Here is a 21,335-nt window from a genome sequence, read left to right on the forward strand (position 1 = left end):
AAAAAATGGCGGTGTGTCATAACGGGCAAACTGCTTCGTTGCTTGCGGAATGAGAGCTCGGTCACATACCTTAGTATGCTCCCTCACCCTCATCCTTAGCGCCTTGCTTTTTACCCATTCTTACACACCTAAAGAGGGTGTGCCCAAACATTGCATTATGACACACCTCCTTTTTATTTGTGCTTCGTCGTATTATTTATATCGTCCTGTATCCCACCAAACACGAACATTCATGCTCTTCGGATCAGAGTTCTGTTTGTTATTGAGTGCAGGCTCGGACGCATGAGGATTGAGTTTGATTTCGTCGTCGAGGTAGCGTAGTCGCTTTACGAACTGTCCCTGCGGGATGGTCGTGCTGTTATTCACCTCGATCGGACGGATCCCTTGACGTTTTCCATCATACAACGGATAGCCTGTACGACGGAATTCTGTCCATGCTTCAATAGAATTGGGATAGATACCGATCCATTTCTGTGTAATGATCTTACGGAAATTATCTTCCTTATCCGTGCCCCACTTCACCTCTCCTCCGGCAATGTATTCGTCGTCTTTATCTTTCGAGTAGAAAGCGGCATCAACACCGCTGCGCGCTTCGGCAAACGAGGCTCGGATTCCGGCTTCGTAGTTCGCTTTCGCATCGCCTGCGCCGTTGTAGCCGAACAAGGCCGCTTCGGCTTTGAGGAAACATACTTCGGCATAATTAAAGATGATCATGGGGATGACTACTGTCGGTGATTTTCCGTTGAAGTCGGCAGCCGTGCTTCCGCTCTTCACCGTTCCCGCCTCCGATTTGTTCCATCCGGGATATCCGCGCGAACCCCATACACACGAGTTATTCAGGTAGTGATACTGATTCACGAACGTGTTACGTCCGTTGGGAACGCCCTGCCACTCGGCCACAGGTATTTTGTTTTCCGAATCCTGAAATTTAGTCCCATAGAGCCAGGCCTGTGTCTTGCCGAACCACAGTGAGATACGGGGGTCGGTCACGGAACTTTCATAAAGCATCATGTCGATCATCGTTTTGCTGACACGAAACTCATTCCAAAAAGCAATCGTGTATAACGAATGTCCACTGTTTGTTTTTGCCTGTGCTACTCCGGCATTGTCCTGGTTCCCTTCAAACAGGGGAGCTTTCAGTGCAGCTTCGGCCTCGGCTTTCGACTTCTCCGGGTCGATGTAACGCAGACGCATCGCAAAACGCAGGCGGCAAGCATTGGCCAACTTGATCCATTTTTTCACGTCACCTTTATAGATGATATCGTTCGCACCCGGATCCAGTTGGTTCGTATTGCTTGCCAACAAACCGGATGCTTCAGTCAGTTCCTTAAATATATCGTAATAGATATCCTTTTGCGAATCATATTTCGGGGTGATTTCGCCTGTTGCTGCCTTGAAATAAGGCACATCCCCGAACATATCGGTCGTACGCGCCGCTCCCATTGCCGAAATGATACGCATCATCTGATAAATATTGCTGTATTCGGGATGTCGATCCAGCATGGCTTTCGTCTCGTTTAAAGGTTTAGCCAGATACGTATAGTACGATTTCCAGAAACCGTCGTTCGCCCAGTTATCTTTCCATTCGTAATTTGCGGTGGCAAAATAGGTCGCTGTATTGGATACGTATTGCGCATAATCATTGGTGTATAGGTTATTCCCCACCTGATACTCCCATGAACGGCAATTGAAGCCGTATTCTTCCATCTTAGTCAGCAGCAAGGAAGGCGTTACTTCGGTAGCGGCCAAGGGGTTTTTATTCATACTGTCGAAGTTTCCGGTACAACCTGCGATCATTCCGGCCAGTATGCAAATGAAAATTATATTCTTTATTCGTTTCATAATCGTAAATACCATTAAAATTTAACATTAAGAGAGAAGCCCAAAGTGCGCGTCGGAGGCATCGCGGCATATTCGAATGCTTGTGCATAATCGGCACGAGAGAATGCAAACTCCGGATTCATCGGGGCTTTTTTGTAAAGATAAAACAAATCGCGTCCTACGGCCGAGATTTTCACACTCGATACCGGCAATCCCGAAAGCCATGCTTTGGGCAGCGTATAACCGATGGCCACTTCACGTACCTTCACGTAGGTTTTGCTGTAGAGATGCGCTTCACCCAGCCCGTAAGAGCCGCCAAGTCCCTGATAGTACTCTTCCAGTCCGATCTTCGTTGTGTTCTTTTTTCCGTTTTCGTTAATTCCGTCTACGATGATATGTCCTGTCGGGAAATCGGCCGAGACATTATCACGTTGTCCTGCACGTTCGGAATTCCCATAGAAATCGGCATAGGAGCTGGTAGCCGAAAGAAAGCTCCCTCCGTAATTGACATCAATCAAGGCATTTAGAGAGAAACCTCTCCAGGTCAGCAACGAAGCGAATGAGCCCGTCCAGTCCGGAGTCATATTGCCGAGTACCTGATTCGATTCTTTCTGCGGTAGTCCGCTCTTTTCGTTCACGATGATATTCCCGTTTACATCGCGTTTATACGCAGTCGAAACAATATCGCCGTAGCGACTGCCTTCACGAGCTACGACCTTACCCATACGTGTTTCGCCAATCACGAACTGGGTCAGTCCATCGGCCAGCTCAACACACTCAGTACGATTCTGTCCCCAGTTCAGCGTAACATCCCATGAGAAATCTTTCGTTAGCACGGGTGTACCGGTCAACATAATTTCCCAACCTTTACTGGTCATCTTACCGGCATTGATCAGTTTCGTGGTATACCCCGACGATCCGGGCATGGTAACGGAGAGTATCTGGTTGGTTGTGTTCGACGAATAATACGTCAAATCAAGTCCCAACCGGTTATTGAACATGCGCAGTTCGGTACCCAATTCCCACGATGTTGTATTCTCGGGTTTCAGATCGAACAGCGGGAAGGTAGAAGAAGAATTGGCATTGATGATGTTGCCGTTCGTCTTATTCAGTTCATAAGTGTTTACCAATTTGTACGGCTCGGTATCATTACCTACCTGTGCCCACGATCCTCGCACTTTCCAATACGAAACGGCTTCAGGAAGATGGAACATCTCAGACAAGATTCCCGACAGGCTGACTGACGGATAGAAGTATGAACGATTATCAGCCGGAAGCGTCGAAGACCAGTCGTTACGTGCCGTCACATCAAGATAGGCCATGCTCTTGTATCCTACGGTAGCATTTCCTAACACGGAATTTACGCGCTTTTTAGAGTAATTCTCCGACGTGGTCTGATTATTACCGTTGGCCAAAGCAGCCAGCCCGGGCAACGTGTAATATCCTGACGAACCGTTCAGTGAGCTGAGTTTACGACTTGTCGTTGCGGCACCGAAGTTCGCCAAGACACTGAAATCACCGAAATGTTTGTCGAAATTGAGGATCAGGTCTGCATTAAACTCTTCATAGTTGATCATACCTTTATGATATCCAGTCTCTGTAATCGTGTAATTATAGGATGTCTGACTGGTTGATTCGTCGTTATACCAGTCTAATCCCACACGGCCGGTCAGTCTCAGGTAATCCGTGATTTTTGCTACGGCCTGTACCTTTCCGAGTAAACGGTTACGCTGTTCTTTTGCCCCATTCTCCGGCATCACCAATGCGTAAGGGTTGAAAATCGTCGTACTCGTACCCGACCAGTTCGCCACATTGTTATTTATAATGCAATCTTCCAGATCCTGTAACCGGACATTGCGTGGCATAAATACAAACTGTTGCATCACCCCATATTCGCCCAGACGTGGCCGGTTCAACGCTTTCTGGCGCATAAAATTTACTTTGGCGCTCAGGTCAATGTACTTGCTGCTCCATTGCGAGCTCAGGTCGTAATACTGACGGTTTAGCGAATGATTGGGCGTGATGCCTTCATTGCGTGAGTCGGTAAACGAAAAGCGGGACTGCATTTTTTCCGTACCTCCGGACGCAATGATTGAGTTCGTATAATTCACGCCCGTACGGTAGAACTTGTCGATGTAGTTGCCTTGTGATTCGAGTGTGTAATCCGGGGCATCTGCTTGTCCATAAAGTGTTTTTCGCCAGTTCTGGACCATCTGACCTTCCATCTTTGGCCCCCATGAGCCTCCCACCGCTGCCGGATCATATTTTCCGGCCGAACCTTGTCCGTATGTATTTTGATACTTGAATGCATCATAAGCAGCAGAGAAGGTCAAGTTACCGTTGTATTCGATTCTCAGATCGCCGGATTGCCCTTTCTTTGTCGTTACGATGATAGCACCGTTCTGTGCACGTGAACCGTACATGGCAGCCGCATTCGCACCTTTGAGAACCGAGATCGACTCAATGTCTTCCGGATTAATTTCGGAAGCACCACCTTCGGCGTCACGACCTCCCCACTGATCGGCTTTCTGGTTTACATCATCGCTGATGGGAATTCCGTCTACCACCCACAACGGCTGGTTGTTTCCACTCAACGATGTCGTACCGCGAAGAACTACACGGGTAGAACCGCCAACCCCTGTAGCCGATTGATTAATTTGTACTCCCGCCACTTTGCCTTGCAACATGTTGGCGACACTTACGGAACGGTTCTCCGTGAGCCCTTCCGTTTTAATCTCCTGCATCGCATAACCTAATGCTTTCTTTTCGCGCTTAATACCCAGTGCTGTTACAACGACCTCATCAAGTAACTCCGAGTCTTCAGCTAACGATACATGTATAACAAGTTGATCTTTTACCGGAACTTCAACATTTTTAAAACCGATAAAAGAGATAACTAGTATGTCGCTCGAGGATACCTGAATGGAAAAATCGCCATCCACACCCGTTACGACACCATTCGTCGTACCTTTTACATACACATTCGCACCGATAATCGGTTCACCCGAACGGTCTTTTACCGTTCCCTTGATCTCTTTTTGCTGAGTTACGACCGTTACTCCAGCAAACTTTTCCGCATGCAATATCGAAACAGGAACCCCCATCAGACACGATAGGAGTAATACGCTCGATAATCGCTTTTTTACATTCACATTCATTTTCAATTCTTTTGCTATTAGTAATTTAGTTTCTTTTCTGTTAACCAGACTATTTATCAGTTTTTTGACATACAAAATATTAGCCGAAAAACAAATCGTTCTTCGGCCATATCTGAAAATCTTTTATTTACCCTACTTACGCGCTACTGTCCTTCCAGCGGATTTCCGCGCCTTGCGCCTGTATCCGTTGCTGGAATTCGGAGAGAAGCGTTCTGTCTTCGCGGACAGCGCGCGGAAGCACTTTCTTTTCCTTCGCATAGGCGAGCAGCATTCCGACTGCTTCGCCGATACTCCATTCAACCGGATGCAAACGGTAACAACCGTTCGTGATATGGGTCGTCCCGATATTTTTGCAGGCTGGCAATACGTTATCGACCCGTTGCGGGATCAAAGCGCCCAATGGTATCTGGAACGGCAGCGAATCCACATCGATGTAATTATCTCCGCCGAACGACGGATGGAGATCGATGCGATAGTAGCCGATGCCGATACTGTCGTAGAATTCGGCGGCTTTTGTCTCGCCCGTAGCGAGCTTGCGGTTTTCCTTCCCGACATGCTCTTCCGTGACGGTAAACATGGCCTTGATGCGTCGTGCTTCACGGATATACGGATATTTGGCCATCCCGTCGTCCGTACCGAGCACGTCGCCGCGCAGGCGTAATCCGGGCCATCCCGTGCCGCCGTCAGGACGCGGAGCCTCAGTCTGCAACCAATAGAACAGCGATAAATTCAGCTGTTTGGCCTGAGCCACATGTTTCTCAAATTCCATGTCGGACACATCGAGCAGGTTCCCGAGCAGGTAATCGTTTTGAGGCCAGTTGACGATCGTGATGTCTCCGCTGTACAATCCCGGCGTAAAGTTTTTACGGGAAATGATTTTCCGGTAGTTCCAGAGGTTGAACACGCTGAGTTCGTTTCCTTCGGGATGGAATCCGGCCTGTCGCGTTTTCAGCGTAATCGGATCAGGATAGCTCAGATCGATCAGACGCCCAGACCAGGCAGGTTTCAACGACGGGATATAATCGCGCCAAAAAGCATAATCTGCGGGTTTGTCGATCGTCAGATTTGCCCCCGGCACATAATCCATCGCGAAACATACGGTAAACGCCTGGTTGTTCGTCGGCATTGCTTCGGCTGCGGCATGCAGCTCGTTCGTTTCCGACTTCGCTTCTGCACCGGTCACATATTCTGTTTTTGTCAACGGCAGCAAGTCGCCGCATTCGGTGGCATCCACAAAATAGGGGGCGGAGAGCGTCATGGAGTGACCCGTCTCCTTGCAATATACCTCAACGGCACGTACCGAGTCGCCTTTTACTTCGGCTTGCCGTGCTTTGTAGCCAAGCAAGATTTTGAGTTTGCCGGCGCTCAGGTAAGGCAATAGCATCTCCGTCAGCACAGCTACTGACACGATGGGTTCGTGGCAGAGGTGGGACACGAGTCCGTCGCCGGGATTGAGGAATTGGCGGGCACGCGCTTCGTCGGTCAACGGGTAATTGCGCCGGTAGTATTCACGGACTTTATTCCGGAAGGTACGATACGAAGCCGGTGCGCCGTGCGTCTCGATCCACGGATGCTCATCGGGAGGAACGCCTTGTTGCGATACCTGTCCGCCGATCCAGTCGGTCTCTTCGGTCATGACGACGTTCAGTCCGTTGCGACATGCGGCCAGTGCCGCGGCACAGCCTCCGAATCCTCCGCCGATAATAACGATATCCGTTCGTTGCTCCTTCGTTGCTTCTTCGTTCGCCGGAAAATACGTTTTATTACTAAAATTCATTCCTCCCGCATTCGATAGAGACCATAAGCTACTGCCTCCGGCCAATGCGGCGTATGTCAAGAATTGTCTGCGTTTCATGAAATCTTTTCTATTATTTTTTCCAATATTTTTCAATTTCTTCCAGTGTTTTTCCGGTTGTTTCCGGAACCAGTTTCCATATAATTAAAATATAAGGTACACACATGATGGCGAAGAGGAAGAATGTCCCCGCCGGTGTCAGATTTTGCAACATCCACGGTGTCAGCTGTCCGATCAGATACGTCCCGATCCACAAGGCAAAGCCTGCTATCGACATGGCCAGCCCGCGTACTTTCGTCGGGTACATCTCGGAAAGTAAAACCCATACAACGGCACAAATCGAAACGGCACAACAGAAAATATACAGCAGAAAGAACGTCAGCAGGAAGAGGCTCGAAATGCCGAGCGCTTCACCGTAAATAAAATACAGCCCGATTAGCAGCAACGAACCGATCATTCCCGATACCCCATAATAAACGAGCTTCTTGCGTCCGACCCGGTCGATGATCACTAAAGCCAGCACGGTCGTCAGCATATTCACCAGACCTACCAGTACCTGATAGAACAACGAGTCGCCGCCGGACAAGCCCGCATTTTCAAAAATCGTCGGGCCGTAATACAACACGGCATTGACGCCCATAAACTGTCCCAGAATGGCAATGCCGACACCGATAACGACCGCTTTGAAGATACCCGGCGTAAACAGTACCGACCATTCGGACTTCCCTTCGGAGGCGACGGACTGTTTCGTTTCGCCGACCTGCATCCGCACATCTTCTTCCGAAACGTATACTTTCCGCAAAATGCCAGCGGCACGCGCCTCGTCCCCTTTCAGAATGAGCCAACGCGGACTCTCGGGGATCAGGAAAATGATCACGAAGAAAAGTGCGGCGGGAAAGGTTTCCATTCCCAACATGCCACGCCATACTTCCTCGATGAAAATCTTACCGAAAAACGTCCCGGACGACGTAGCCTGCAAATAGGGATTCTCCGCATATCCGAGAAGTCGGAAGTTAACTAAATAAGCAGCCAAAAATCCGACCGTGATGGCCAACTGATACAGTGAGACAAGCCTCCCTCGATATTCGGCAACGGCCAGCTCCGAAATGTATAACGGCGAAATAATCGACACCACACCGATCCCCACCCCTCCGATAATCCGGTAGATCACCAGCTGGTTGAAGTCGGCACAGACGGCACAGCCAATGGCCGAGACCGTAAACAGTACGGCGGCGAGCAACATCGTCTTTCTTCGTCCGATCGCGTCGCCCAATACTCCTGCGAATGCGACGCCCGTAATCGAACCGATCAGTGCGCAGCCTACATACCAGCCCTGCTGAATGGCATCGAGCCCAAACTGAAGGCTTACCTGCGAAACGGTACCGGAGATTACGGCCGTGTCGTACCCGAACAGAAAACCGCCGAGCGCCGCGACGACAGAGAGAAAAATCAAATATCCGAAATGAACGTTCGATTTCATGGCTTATCCGATCTCAAAATATTCCTTGTAACGGTTATACAGGTGTCCGGCTTGCAGATAGGCCGACTGCGGACTCATGAAATGAGAGAACTCGAACGTAATGGCCTTGTCGTATCCGGCGCGCGCTGCCGCTTCGAGCTTCATCCGCAACTTATCGAATTTGATCGGTAAGAAGCGGATCGGCATGTCACGGTCGAACGATTCGGCGTTCGTCCAGCACTTCATGCCGTATTTGTCAGCCATCTTTTTATTGACCTCAAAAAATGCGTCCAGTTCGTCGTAATCGATATGTCCATCCTGAAAGGCGCATGCGTCTACTACATCGCAGATACCGGAGAAAATCTCACTCCACTCTTTTTCATGCTCCTGTACCGAAACAGCGTCCGCCTTCGTCAGCTTGCCTCCACTGGCCATGACGGCCTTCTTTCCGTCGATCCATGGTGAAATAAACGTCGGCAGTCCGCCCGAAACGTCCTTACACTGCTTACCCATGGCATGAAACGCGTCGATTGCTCCTTTCGTCTGACGGCTGATTTCTCCGCTGATATACCAGCCGCCGAAACTTTTATATTTCCCGTAGTTTTGCCAGACTTCGTCAATCACATATTTATTGTCTTCGATCTCCCAACTCAGGTCGCCCGTATCCCAGTACCGTCCGGAGTCGTACAATCCGAAATAATATTTCATGCCGTACTTATCGGCGAGTCGCAGAAACATGTCCACCAGATCGACCGAAGGCATATAACAGCCTTTGCCCAGCAAGTATTTTGAGGGATAGGTGATAAACTTGCGATAACCGGAACGTATTTGAATGACGGTGTCGATTCCAATTTCCTTCATGTGGCGGAAATCTCTGTCCCATTCTTTTTCTCCCCAGTTTTGGTGGGGGATGTCATGCGAAATCTCGTCCAAAAAGGTACCTGTGATTTTTAACCCCTGCCCTTTCGGAACAATCAGACGGCTCTCAAGTGCTGATGTCTGTTCTTCATGATATTTATGGGATGATTCACTCTGCGACTGTTTTGTACATCCCGACAAAGCCGGGACGGCCATCGCCGAAGCTCCCGCTACAGCGGCCTGCTTTAAAAATTCTCTGCGATTATTTATCTTCATTGCTTTTTGTTTTTAGCGCAAATATAAATACTTTTTTATTAACCCCAGTCGAAATAATAAACAGGATTTCTATTTTTCAGATATAAAAATAAAATAATTTATTAACCAAGCCTTCATCATTAAGCTGTATCTCCTTTTAATGTTATGAACAAGACTTTTCCGGCACAGGTTAAGGCTCTGTTTGCAACGTAGAACAACTCGTCGCTGCTCACGTACCTTGTGGTTTTGTTCTCTTTCCTTCCATATTCTCCACCATATTTCGGCGAAGTTGAGATGTGGAGAGAATGTTTATCGTCGGATTGTTTTCATTCACCGTCGAATGATTTTCATTCTTTTGAGCGTATATGACACAAAGGGGTTAAAGTAGAAAAACAGTTGAGAATATAACCAATGAAAACAGAGTCCTGAAAGGGCATGTTCATTCAGCCCAATGCGCATCCTTAGGAAAAAAGCAATCCCCTCGATAGAGAGCTGAAAGCCTGAAATCTATTTATGGTAAACGGTTAAGAGAAGTGTTTTTGTGAGTTCTACCGTGACGGATACATCATGGGGATCATTTCTCCATCGTCGGTGATTCGATAAAGTTTCTGGTTCGTTGTCGGTGAAGAAAGAGGGCCTAAACGCTCGATGTACGGCCCTAACTTAATGTATTGAAAGTGGTGAACGGGAAAGTCGGACGGCAGTACGGAACGTCCCGAATACCATCCGACTTTGATTGTTGTTGTTTGTTTTAGGAATGCCGCAAGCCGTGCCACTTCGTACGGTTCTGCATCACCGCCCATAAAGCACAAGCAGGTCACAGCGTTTCCGTAGCAGCCGAGGAGCCCGGCTAATGTTTCTTCCGTCAGCGGTTCGCCCCGATCTTCCTGAAGCCACCAGCTGTGGCAGCCCGGACAACCGTTCGGGCAGTTCGAAAGATTCAGGGCGAGCGTCGTCTCATCGGGTATTTCACGAAAAACGATATCGTAGCTAACGTATTTCAACATGACATCTCATGGACAACCGGCTTCTTTCCCACCGACTGTTTCGCGGCATTGATATTTTCGTAATATCGCCTCGAAGCCTCCTTCTGCCGGGCGAGCGAGAAGTTGCTCACACGTTTCATATAGCCGATAACGCGCGTCAGGTAATCCACTTGCTGACTATGGCAAACGGGACAGGCCTTAAGATGACGCTTATCGATATGACCGCATTCTTTGCACAGCGTGTTCGGAATGTTAAATGTAAAATAATTACACCCTTCGGCTGCGGCAACACGCAAGAGCTGGCGATATTGCGTTTGTGAGAGATGCTCGTCCAGATTGGCATGGAGCGCCGAACCACCGGTCAGATGCTCGATGTATTTGCGTCCGTGCAGACGGAATTTATCGATCAGGTTCAACGACTCGTCTTCGACAATGTAGAAGTAACTGTTATAACACTCGCGCGGAACGACGAAGCCGTCTTCTTTGTCCCACTTGGCATGTTTGACGCCTACATTCTCGGCCGGGATCATCTCGCAGTTGAACATCACTTCGTTCGTGCGGTACTTCTTATTGTAACGTTCGATAAGCCCGAGTACTTCCTGCACGAATGCCGTGTATTGCGGGTTATCGCTGATTTCGATACCGAGGTATTCGGCCGCTTCGACAAGTCCGTTCACGCCGATGGTCAGGTATTGCCGGTTCATATTGATATAACCCGCATCGAAGAGAGGCAACATACCTTTGGAGTGTAACATCTTGAGGTTCTCGTTGTAACCGAGCTGCACCTTGTGTACCAGATCGACGATGTCTTCGAGATACATCATATAAGGGAGGCTCCGTTGGTGGGCGTACTGTATGCAACGATTCAGGTTAATGGTCAACACGCTTTTCGAGCCGGTCGAGACGCCTCCCGCTCCGAGCGTATAGCTGAACCCGTTGTCTTGTATTTCGTTGCGTAGCCGGCAACAGCTCGAAAGCGAATCGGCATTGTCGCTGATATACGTGAAGAAGGAGTGTCCTTCGGCATACATCTCGGCCGTGAAATCGCCGTATTCCTTATCTTTTACATCGCCATTTTCGGTAAGTAACGCCATCGTTTCGACGGGGAATGTCAACACGGTCTTGGTGCGTTCTTTATTGAACCATTTCATAAAGCGCTTCTGTAACCAACTGAGCGACTCCCAGTGCGGGCGGCTGCCGTCGGGGAAGACGAACTCACCGAAGAGACTCTCGAAATAGTACCGGTCGTAGTAGGCCACGTTCCAGAAAACAGCCTGAAAGTTACGCGCTCCCGTCGGCTGATTGATCGAATAGACGACCTGCTCGAAGCAATCGGTAATCACTTTGTCGATGCTCCGCCGTTTGAGCGACAAATCGGCATCGCGGTCGGGATGCAGGTAATAATCTTCGCCATATTCCTTTTGGATGAAATAGTTCATATACATCAGGAATTCGGGTGTGGCACACGCTCCGGAAAGCATGCTTGAGACGATGAAAACCATATTTACGAAGCCTCCGCAGAACGATTTCAGATTGCTCGGAGCCGTTGAGTTCCCATCGATCGATTTTGTGCCGCCGATCAGCCACGGATACATCGTGATACTCGCGCAGTAGTTGGCAAGGCTCGTTTCGTCGTTCTTGTAGATGAAATGACGGTTGAGCAACGAGAGGTATTTATCCGAAAGCTCTTTGCCGTACATCTCCTTGAGACGGTCGGTCAGCAGGCGGCGATTCAGGCGGATGAAGTTCTGCTTGGGCAGTTCGCCGATCAGCGTGGCGATGTTCTTGTGCTCCACATTGGCGTTGGCGTCGAACTTACTCCCTGTGGCGGCGTTTTTCGCGTCGCAGTAGTTCATCAGAAAAGCCAGCTTGTCACGCACTTCGCGGTCCTCAAGGTGTTTCTGTCGATAAAGGATATACGATTTGGCCACTTTATAGTAGCGTTCACACATAAGCGCCGTTTCGACTTGGTTCTGAATTTCTTCGACCGACATGCCGTCTTTGATCTGTACATGTCCGAGTATCGAGGTCAAGTCTTCGTCCGACGGGAAACAGCCGACCGAGAGGAAAGCCTTGGTCACAGCGTTCTTAATCTTGTCGATGGAGAAAAGCTCTTTTTTCCCATCACGTTTCGTGATAAATGTTTCCATCTGTTCCTGTATTATATAATGTATGCAAATTCTGCCTCTCTTTGTAAGTCCTTCCACCCGAGAACTTCCATATTTTGTTTCGTGTATCACGGCAGGTCTTCTGACTTGTTCCGGGCGGCACGCCTTCCCGCTCCGTCGCCGACGAGAGCAGTGGCCTTAGATGGTGCCGTCCGCGTATGGCGGAACTTACAGCTACGGGGATAGTTCCGGACTTGCACCGGATTCCCATTTTCATTCCTTGTTGCGTCGTGCAACGCGGAAACCGTTTACGTGTACAAAGATAGAAAATTACCCATAGCTCCTTTACAGTAGCTGCCGAAAAAGTTTTCAACAAATCCACAATCAATGTATTGATGCAGCTTCTAACGATTTTTTGGAGAATAAAGCGGTGCAGACAGAGGGTTACAGTAGGCAAAGAACAAGAGAATCACGGGTATTTTTGATCGAAGGTGCCCCAAATAACAATTCCTGCCCTAAGCCCTTCGAAGGCTTTAGACAGGAATGTTTTCTCGCGCCTGACAGGCGGGCGCGTGTAATTTTTCAGAGGGGTTATACTCCGCTGAGCTTCGAGCGGATTCGTGCAGCCACTTCTGCCAACTGTTCGGATGTCGGTTCGAGCTTTTCCTTCCCGAAGTGCATGTCGGACTCTTTCTGCATAGGTACCAGATGGATGTGCGCATGCGGCACTTCCAGTCCGATAACGGTCACCCCGATGCGCTTGCAAGGAATAGCCTGTTTCTGCGCGGATGCGATTTTCTTGGCGAAAGCCATCATGCGTCCCAACCGTTCGTCGTCGATATCGAAAAGATAATCGATTTCTTCCTTGGGGATGACAAGCGTATGTCCTTCGGCCAAAGGACGAATATCGAGAAAAGCGAAAAATTCATCGTTTTCTGCGATCTTGTGGCACGGTATTTCACCGTTGACGATTTTGCTGAAAATAGTAGCCATAATGGATGTCTTATTAAATCGATATTTCCATGATTTCAAACTTCATCATGCCCGAAGGGACTTGGATTTCGGCGATGTCGCCTACTTTCTTTCCCATCAGTCCCTGTGCGATGGGTGTACTGACGGCGATTTTGTTCTCTTTCAAGTTGGCTTCCGAATCGGATACGAGCGTATAAGTCATGACGGCTTTGTTTTGCAGATTTTTGATTTTCACCTTGTTCATAATCTGTACAACATCCGTCTTGATCTGTGCTTCATCGATAAGCCGCGCGTTGGAGATCAGCCCTTTGAGTTGAGCAATTTTCCCTTCCAAAATACCTTGCGCTTCTTTGGCGGCATCGTATTCCGCATTTTCGGAAAGGTCGCCTTTGTCGCGTGCCTCTGCGATCTGTGCTGATATCTCAGGACGTTTGACGCTTTCGAGATAATTGATTTCGGCCAGAATCTTGTTGTAGCCTTCTTCTGTCATGTACGTAACAGCCATTTGTATGTCCTCCCTCGTCGTTTAATTAAAAGATAAAAAAAGAATCCCGGTCAAGAAAGGCTCTGACCGGAATCCAAATGTTTATTACTTATTACTCGGGTGCAAAAGTAACGGATATTTTACAGATATGCAAATCTTGAAATGCTGCTTTATAACATCATACCGGATTCCTTTTCTTTACAGGAGAGCTTCGATTTCTTTCTCAAGAGCGTCCAGATCATCGATGCGCTTAACTAAAATGCCTCGCCGGTTAAGTAAAAAGATCGCCGGAAGTTGTTTGACATTATAGAGTGCCGCAGCCTGCGAGTAAACGGACTGGGGATCGCGGACGCATGTCCAGCCCATATTGGATGCCACGTTTTTCCAGTGATGAAGATCCGTATCTAAGGAAACCTGATAAATTTCGAGTCCTCTGGCATGATATTTTTCGTAGAGCGATCCCAGCGTAAGGTTAAGCGAAGGTGCCCATTCCGTTTCATAAGCCGTGAAATTGAGAATCGTCACTTTGTCTTTTGCCGTGTCCGATAATTTTACGGCAACACCCCGGAGGTCGGGCAGATCGATATCCAGCATATCGATCTCTTTCGTTTCCATCTGGTTTAAGTCGAGGGTCTGCCGGCTACGGATTACTTTCAGCGACTGTAATGCCAGATTATAGAGATGCTTGGCACGCGGACTTTCCGGATACAAATGATTGTAGCTTGTTGCTACGGCGCCGAAGGAGCGGGAATCGGCTTTGTCGTAGAGGTCGAAGAACAGGAGACCGTCGACTTGCTGGAAAAGGGCGTAGTATGCGGCAGTAGACATCGGGTTGGCGTAGATGTGTTTGCGTGCCACTTCCTTGTAAGCTTCAGCCATGTTGAGAGTTCGACGACGGTAGGCTGTATCGGAAAGGACGCCGGAACGGTACTCGCTGCGTATGCGATTGATTTCCTGATCGGCATCTAACTGGGCGAGTGTAATCTCTTTGATGGCGATGCAGTTCTCAGAGCCTTCCACGGTGTAGGACGTGGCGAACGTCGCGGCATCGGCCGTGAAAGTAACCGTCTCGGTTGAGTCAATGGCAAAATTAATCCATTGTTTTTTTAGCCTTAACCGATAGAAGTCCGGATATTTAGGCTGTTCGATTTTGAACGTGAATTTACCGGATGAGTTGAGTTTGACGGAGTCGATCAGTTGGATTTCCGAGAGACCGATGTTTTCGATGTACATGGTTTGGCCATCGGCTCCGGCAACGATTCCTGTAACCGTAAATTCGGCTGTGCTTTGTCGGCAGGCGGGCAGTGTGAGCAAAAGACCGCACACAACTGCCCAATAGCGTATTTTATCGATTCTCATATAGGGGTATTTTTTTATTCAACGGATGCAAATATACGTTATTTTATAGTGGCTGAAAAAAAATATCACTTACTTTTGCAATTATGATGACGGAAGAGATACGAACGATTATCGAACAGGAGGCGGAGGCCGTTCGCCGGATTCCTGTAACAGAATATTATACGGAGGCTGTTGCCTTGATTGTAAAACACGTTCACGAACAGGGCGGGAAGTTGATTACGAGCGGTATGGGGAAAGCCGGCCAAATCGCGATGAATATCGCAACGACGTTCAGCTCAACAGGCACGCCGGCATTCTTTTTGCATCCCAGCGAGGCGCAGCATGGCGATCTGGGCATTGTCTGTCCGAACGACGTGATGCTGCTGATCTCAAATTCGGGAAAAACACGCGAACTGCTGGAACTCGTACAACTGACACGGGGACTGGTAGAAGACATGCCGTTTATTGTAATCACGTCCGACCCCAAAAGCCAGTTAGCCCAAGAGGCGGCCGTATGTCTCTTGACCGGAGCACCGAAGGAGGTGTGTGTGCTGGGATTGACGCCGACAACGTCGACAACGGTCATGACGGTAATCGGCGATGTGCTGGTGGTAGGGACGATGAAACACATCGGATTCACGAATGCCGATTATGCCAAGCGACATCACGGTGGCTATCTGGGCTCGAAAAGTCGTCAGCAAAGTAAAATGGAGGAGGAATCATGCGACAGGTGATCGGTATCGGCGAAACGATTCTGGATATTATTTTTCAGGATAACCAGCCCCATGCCGCGGTGCCGGGCGGCTCGACGTTTAATTCCATGGTCTCATTGAGTCGGGTCGGGATTCCCGTTGCATTCACGAGCGAACTGGGAAAAGACCGGGTCGGTGACATGATCTGCGACTTTATGAAATCGAACGGGATGACAACCGATTTCATGGATCGCTCTCCGGATATGAAAAGTCCGGTCTCTCTGGCTTTCCTGTCCGAAAGTAAGGATGCCGAATATCTCTTTTATACCCAGCACTCATCCAAACGCCCGAATGGTCATCTTCCGACCATTCGTCCGGACGATATTCTAATTTTTGGTTCTTACTATGCGCTGAATCCGAGGATGCGCGAGCGGGTGACGGAGCTCGTCGAATACGCCAAAGCACAACGGGCTATCATCTATTATGATCTGAATTTTCGTAAAGCGCATGCTCACGAGGCTATTCAACTCCGCCCGATGGTAATGGACAATTATGAATTTGCCGATATTGTCAGAGGATCGGACGAAGATTTTATGAATTTATACCGAAAGTCGGACACGGACGATATTTATCGGAACGAGGTGAAATTCTACTGTAAACGATTGATTACAACACATGGGAAGGACGGGATCAATCTATACACGGAAGATGGACGGACACATTATGATGTGTTGTCTCTGACGCCGGTCAGCACGATTGGCGCCGGCGATAATTTCAATGCCGGCATTGTCTACGGCCTCATCAAATACGGTATCGGTTATCACGATCTGCCGCAGCTGAGCGAGATGGCATGGAGCAAAATCATTCGTTGCGGTATGGAGTTCGCGGCCGATGTATGCGGGAGCTTTTCCAATTATATATCTCCCGAATTTGCGAAGGAGAGAAGGCTTGATTGAGATTTCTTTGCCAGTCAAGCCTTTCTCGACATTATTTTTTGAGCTTTCCTTTCAGGTATTTCCCTGTATATGATTGTTCGCAGGCCGCAATATCGTGTGGTGTGCCGGTGCAGACCACTTGTCCGCCCGCTTTCCCTCCTTCGGGACCCAAATCGATGATGTAATCGGCGCATTTGATGACGTCGGGGTGATGCTCGATGATCACAGCCGTGTGCCCCCGGTCAATTAAGGCGTTAAACGCTTTGAGCAGCGTCTTGATGTCGTGGAAATGAAGCCCCGTCGTCGGTTCGTCAAACACGAACATGGTGGGCGCCTGCTTTTCCTGACTCAGATAATAGGCGAGTTTGACACGCTGGTTTTCACCTCCCGAAAGCGTCGAAGAGGTCTGTCCCAGCTTGATATATCCCAGTCCAACTTCTTGCAGAGGATTTAGTTTCTTTACCACCTTTTTGGCCTGCGCATCTTTCTGAGCCCCGAAAAACTCGATCGCCTGACTTACGGTCATCTCAAGCACATCGTAGATATTCGCTCCGTGATATTCGACCTCCAGCGTATCGGCATTGAATCGTTTGCCGTGGCAGACCTCGCATTCGAGCATAATGTCGGCCATAAACTGCATCTCGACCGTGATCCGCCCTTCCCCCTTGCACTCTTCGCAACGACCACCCTCTTTATTGAAAGAAAAATGTGCCGCCTGATAGCCCATCTGACGCGCTAAGGGTTGTTCGGCAAAGAGCTTGCGTATCTCGTCGTATGCTCCGATGTACGTCACCGGGTTGGAACGCGAACTTTTGCCGATCGAGTTCTGATCTACAAATTCGATGGCTTTGATCCGGTGGATATCTCCTGTGATCGACGTACATTCGACCGATGCCGGCGCATCATCCAGCAAACGCTTCATGCCTTCGTAGAGGATGTCGCGTACGAGCGAACTTTTGCCCGATCCGCTGACTCCCGTGACGACGGTCATCACATGCAACGGAAACTTCACATCGACCTGTTTCAGGTTGTTCTTGCGCGCGCCTTTGATTTCGATATACTCATTCCACGGACGCGTATAAAGAGGCACTTCGATCTGCTCCTCCCCTGTCAGATAACGTACGGTATGACTGTCGGTCTGTTGCTGTAATCCGTTTACGACACCCTGATAGACGACCTCACCGCCGAGTCTTCCCGCCGCCGGGCCGATGTCGATGATATAGTCGGCCGCGCGGATAATCTCTTCGTCATGCTCCACAACGACCACCGTATTGCCCAGCGCCTGCAATTGGCGAAGCACCTTGATCAGCATATCGGTATTACGCGAGTGCAGCCCGATACTCGGTTCGTCGAGGATGTAGAGCGACCCGACGAGACTGCTTCCCAACGACGTGGCCAGACTGATGCGCTGGCTCTCGCCTCCCGAAAGGGTGGCCGACAGCCGGTCGAGCGTCAGATAGCCCAGCCCCACATCGAGCAGGAATTGCAGCCGGTTGTTGATCTCTGTCAGCAAACGTTTGGCAATGACCGCATCGGCTTCGCTCAGTTCCAATCGATCGAAAAAAGCTTTTACCTCGGTCACCGGCATCGTGACCAGCTCGGCCATATTCTTCCCGCCCACCTGCACGTGAAGCGCCGATGGCTTCAGCCGGCTGCCCTTGCAGACCGGACATGTCGTTTTGCCGCGATATCGCGCTAACATGACACGATACTGGATCTTGTACTGATTGCTTTCGACAAACTTGAAAAAGTCGTCGATGCCATGCACCCCGCGGGCTCCGTGCCACAATAGTTCTTTCTCCTTATCTGTCAGCTCGAAGTAAGGCCGGTGTATCGGAAAACCGTGTTTGGCTGCGGCATGGATAAAGTCGCGCAACCACTCGCCCATCACTTCGCCTTTCCAGCATACGACAGCGCCCTCGTAGACCGACAGACTTTTATCCGGCACAACCAAGTCTTCATCGATACCCAGCACTTTCCCGAAGCCTTCGCAGGTGGGGCAGGCTCCCAGCGGGTTATTAAAGTTGAACATCATCTCGGTCGGCTCCTCGAAAACCATCCCGTCAGCCTCGAAACGTTTTGAGAATTCAAACACTTTCGGCAATTCCGATAGATATACTTTCAGCCGACAAGTGCCGTGTCCTTCGTAAAAAGCGGTCTCAACGGAATCGGCCAGACGGTTTTTCAGCAGTTTGTCGTCCGATACCTCTAACCGGTCAATCAAAATCTCGGCATCTTTCGCTTTCATCAGTTCGGCATCGTCGAGCACTTCCTGTATGCGATAAATCTTCCCGTCAATTTCGAGCCGTGTATAGCCTTCTTTCCGAAGGATTTCAAATTGTTCTCTCAGCGTCCGCCCTTCAGGCAGAACGATCGGGGCATAAACGGCGAAACGTGTGCCGGTAGGGTAAGACAAGGCCTTTTTCACCACGTCGGATACCTGATGCTTCTTGACCTCCTGTCCCGACACGGGCGAAATTGTTCGTCCCAGACGGGCATATAGCAGACGGAGATATTCGTAAATTTCGGTCGACGTGCCGACCGTCGAGCGAGGATTGCGGACACTGACTTTCTGCTCGATGGCAATCGCCGGCGGAATACCTTTGATATAATCGCATTCCGGCTTGCTCATGCGTCCCAGAAACTGACGGGCGTAAGCCGAAAGGCTTTCCACATAACGACGCTGGCCTTCGGCATACAATGTGTCGAAAGCCAGCGATGACTTGCCACTCCCCGACAGTCCGGTAATTACCACGAACTTGTCGCGCGGAATCTTGACATCGATATTTTTCAGATTGTTGACACGTGCTCCCTTGATCAGGATGTACCCGTTTTCTTCTTTCACCGTCTTCTTTGCCATTCTGCGATCATTCAAATTGAACCGACAAAGGTAACGATTTTTCAAAAAACAGAGGAGCGCGTTTCAGGCCTCTTACGACGACGCATGTGGCGCATCCTCGAGCGTTGCCGTCAGCAGTCGCCACACTTTTTCGACCGAAGCGATGCGAACGGCTTCGTCGGGAGAATGCGGGAATCGGATATCCGGGCCGAACGAAATCATATCCATTTCGGGATACGCCTCCTGAATGATGCCGCATTCGAGCCCCGCGTGCATCACGGACACGGCCGGCTTTTTCCCGAACAGTTTTTCGTACGTCGTTTCCATTGTCCGCAGAATGGGTGAGTCGATGTTCGGTTGCCAGCCCCCGTAGGCGTTGCCGTATTCTACTTTGGCGCCGGCCATCGAAAAGACACTTTCAATCGACGAACAAACGGATTCCTTACGGCTTTCCGACGAGCTGCGCACCAGTATTTTGACGTCGATTGTTCCTTTGTCCGATTTTACGACCGCCAGATTCGAAGACGATTCTACCGTTCCGGGAAAATCGTTCAACATGCTGATGACCCCATTCTGGCAACCTTCTACGGCATTGATCAGATCGTCCTGCATCTCTTCCGGGATCAGTGAAGACGGTGCTTCGGTCATCTCGGCCGTGAGGCAGATACCTTCTTCGATTCCCTTATATTCGGAGCGGAACAAATCCTGATAGTCGGCAATTAATTCCCAAAGAGGTTCGACATTGTCGGCAGGTAAGGTGATCACGGCTGTCGCTTCGCGAGGGATCGCGTTGCGCAGCGAGCCGCCGTCGATGGTGGCCAGTCGTGCGCCATAATCGCATACGGCGATTTTCAGTAAACGGAACATCAGCTTATTGGCATTGGCCCGGCCGAGATGGATATCGACACCCGAATGACCGCCTTTTAGTCCCGTGAGCGAAATTTTTACGGCCACATCGCCTTCGATAAGAGGTGCTCCATCCTGATAACGGAACGAAATATTCAGGTCTGCACCGCCGGCACAGCCCACACATAACATTCCTTCCTCTTCCGAGTCGCCATTGAGCAGAATACGCCCTTTCAGAAAGCCGGGTTTCAAGCCGAATGCGCCATCCATGCCTACCTCTTCGTCGATGGTAAACAAGGCTTCGAGCGGGCCGTGCTTCAAGGTCTTGTCTGACAATACGGCCATGGCTAACGCCATCCCCATGCCGTTATCGGCGCCGAGCGTTGTTTCACGTGCCGTCACCCAATCGCCATCGACGTATGCATCGATCGGATCGGTCAGAAAATCGTGCTGTACCGAGGCATTCTTCTGGGGCACCATATCCACATGAGACTGCATAATAACAGTCTCGCGGTCTTCATATCCCGCGGTAGCCGGCTTACGTATCAGCACATTGCCTGTTGCATCCTGAAGCGTTTCCAGTCCCTGTTCTTTGCCGAACGTTTTCAGATATTCCGTCACTTGCTGGGTATGTCCTGTCGGACGCGGGATTTGCGTCAGGTCATAAAAATATCCCCAAACGGCTTGAGGAGAAAGTAATTTGATTTCTTCTGCCATGATTTTAGATATTAATGATGTATTTTCCTGCAAACGTAAATAAAAAATCCGAGATATGCTAACCAAGTCTTG

General features: G+C 49.5%; 14 protein-coding genes and 1 riboswitch. Of the genes, 2 read left to right on the forward strand and 12 right to left on the reverse strand.

The window, feature by feature from the left end; genetic code table 11:
* Positions 1-192: 192 nt before the first annotated feature.
* From Q4A89_RS00070 to Q4A89_RS00115, 10 genes are all read right to left on the reverse strand, one after another.
* The gene (locus Q4A89_RS00070) at positions 193-1,842 is read right to left on the reverse strand and encodes a SusD/RagB family nutrient-binding outer membrane lipoprotein (protein ID WP_303182734.1); all 1,650 of its coding nucleotides are present in this window, start codon (positions 1,840-1,842) and stop codon (positions 193-195) included.
* 14 nt (positions 1,843-1,856) lie between these two features.
* Positions 1,857-4,979, reverse strand: coding sequence for a SusC/RagA family TonB-linked outer membrane protein (locus Q4A89_RS00075; RefSeq protein ID WP_303182737.1), 3,123 nt, complete (start codon positions 4,977-4,979; stop codon positions 1,857-1,859).
* Positions 4,980-5,115: 136 nt separating this feature from the next.
* Complete coding sequence (locus tag Q4A89_RS00080) at positions 5,116-6,834, reverse strand: FAD-dependent oxidoreductase (RefSeq protein WP_303182738.1); 1,719 nt, start codon at positions 6,832-6,834, stop codon at positions 5,116-5,118.
* Between the two features lie 13 nt (positions 6,835-6,847).
* The gene (locus Q4A89_RS00085) at positions 6,848-8,254 is read right to left on the reverse strand and encodes a sugar porter family MFS transporter (protein ID WP_303182740.1); all 1,407 of its coding nucleotides are present in this window, start codon (positions 8,252-8,254) and stop codon (positions 6,848-6,850) included.
* 3 nt (positions 8,255-8,257) lie between these two features.
* Positions 8,258-9,367 carry a DUF4434 domain-containing protein gene (locus Q4A89_RS00090; RefSeq protein ID WP_303182741.1) on the reverse strand — a complete coding sequence of 370 codons (1,110 nt, stop codon included), beginning with the start codon at positions 9,365-9,367 and terminating at the stop codon, positions 8,258-8,260.
* A 527-nt stretch (positions 9,368-9,894) separates the two neighbouring features.
* Complete coding sequence (nrdG, locus tag Q4A89_RS00095) at positions 9,895-10,353, reverse strand: anaerobic ribonucleoside-triphosphate reductase activating protein (RefSeq protein WP_303182743.1); 459 nt, start codon at positions 10,351-10,353, stop codon at positions 9,895-9,897.
* A complete protein-coding gene (gene nrdD, locus Q4A89_RS00100) occupies positions 10,347-12,482 on the reverse strand; it encodes an anaerobic ribonucleoside-triphosphate reductase (RefSeq protein ID WP_303182745.1) in 2,136 nt (711 codons plus the stop codon). The genes nrdG and nrdD overlap by 7 nt, the downstream gene beginning before the upstream one ends.
* 72 nt (positions 12,483-12,554) lie before the next feature.
* A riboswitch (cobalamin riboswitch) is annotated at positions 12,555-12,764 on the reverse strand.
* Positions 12,765-13,031: 267 nt separating this feature from the next.
* The gene (locus Q4A89_RS00105; protein ID WP_124751380.1) at positions 13,032-13,433 is read right to left on the reverse strand and encodes an HIT family protein; all 402 of its coding nucleotides are present in this window, start codon (positions 13,431-13,433) and stop codon (positions 13,032-13,034) included.
* A 13-nt stretch (positions 13,434-13,446) separates the two neighbouring features.
* Entirely contained in the window at positions 13,447-13,917 is a 471-nt protein-coding gene (gene greA, locus Q4A89_RS00110) for a transcription elongation factor GreA (protein WP_303182749.1), read from the reverse strand.
* Positions 13,918-14,094: 177 nt separating this feature from the next.
* Positions 14,095-15,255, reverse strand: coding sequence for a TlpA disulfide reductase family protein (locus Q4A89_RS00115; RefSeq protein WP_303182751.1), 1,161 nt, complete (start codon positions 15,253-15,255; stop codon positions 14,095-14,097).
* An 83-nt stretch (positions 15,256-15,338) separates the two neighbouring features.
* Between Q4A89_RS00115 and Q4A89_RS00120 the strand changes: the two genes are divergently transcribed.
* Both Q4A89_RS00120 and Q4A89_RS00125 read left to right on the forward strand, forming a co-directional pair.
* Positions 15,339-15,968: an SIS domain-containing protein gene (locus Q4A89_RS00120; RefSeq protein WP_303182752.1), complete on the forward strand. Its 630-nt coding sequence runs from the start codon at positions 15,339-15,341 to the stop codon at positions 15,966-15,968.
* Positions 15,956-16,882: a carbohydrate kinase gene (locus Q4A89_RS00125; RefSeq protein WP_303182753.1), complete on the forward strand. Its 927-nt coding sequence runs from the start codon at positions 15,956-15,958 to the stop codon at positions 16,880-16,882. The genes Q4A89_RS00120 and Q4A89_RS00125 overlap by 13 nt, the downstream gene beginning before the upstream one ends.
* 31 nt (positions 16,883-16,913) lie before the next feature.
* Here the strand turns inward: Q4A89_RS00125 and uvrA are convergent, their stop codons facing one another.
* Positions 16,914-19,721, reverse strand: a complete 2,808-nt coding sequence (gene uvrA, locus Q4A89_RS00130; protein WP_303182755.1) for an excinuclease ABC subunit UvrA — start codon at positions 19,719-19,721, stop codon at positions 16,914-16,916.
* A 72-nt stretch (positions 19,722-19,793) separates the two neighbouring features.
* The gene (locus tag Q4A89_RS00135; RefSeq protein WP_303182757.1) at positions 19,794-21,263 is read right to left on the reverse strand and encodes an aminoacyl-histidine dipeptidase; all 1,470 of its coding nucleotides are present in this window, start codon (positions 21,261-21,263) and stop codon (positions 19,794-19,796) included.
* Between the last annotated feature and the right edge of the window lie 72 nt (positions 21,264-21,335).

The organism is Tannerella sp., assembly GCF_030528505.1.
Classification (GTDB): Bacteria; Bacteroidota; Bacteroidia; order Bacteroidales; family Tannerellaceae; genus Tannerella.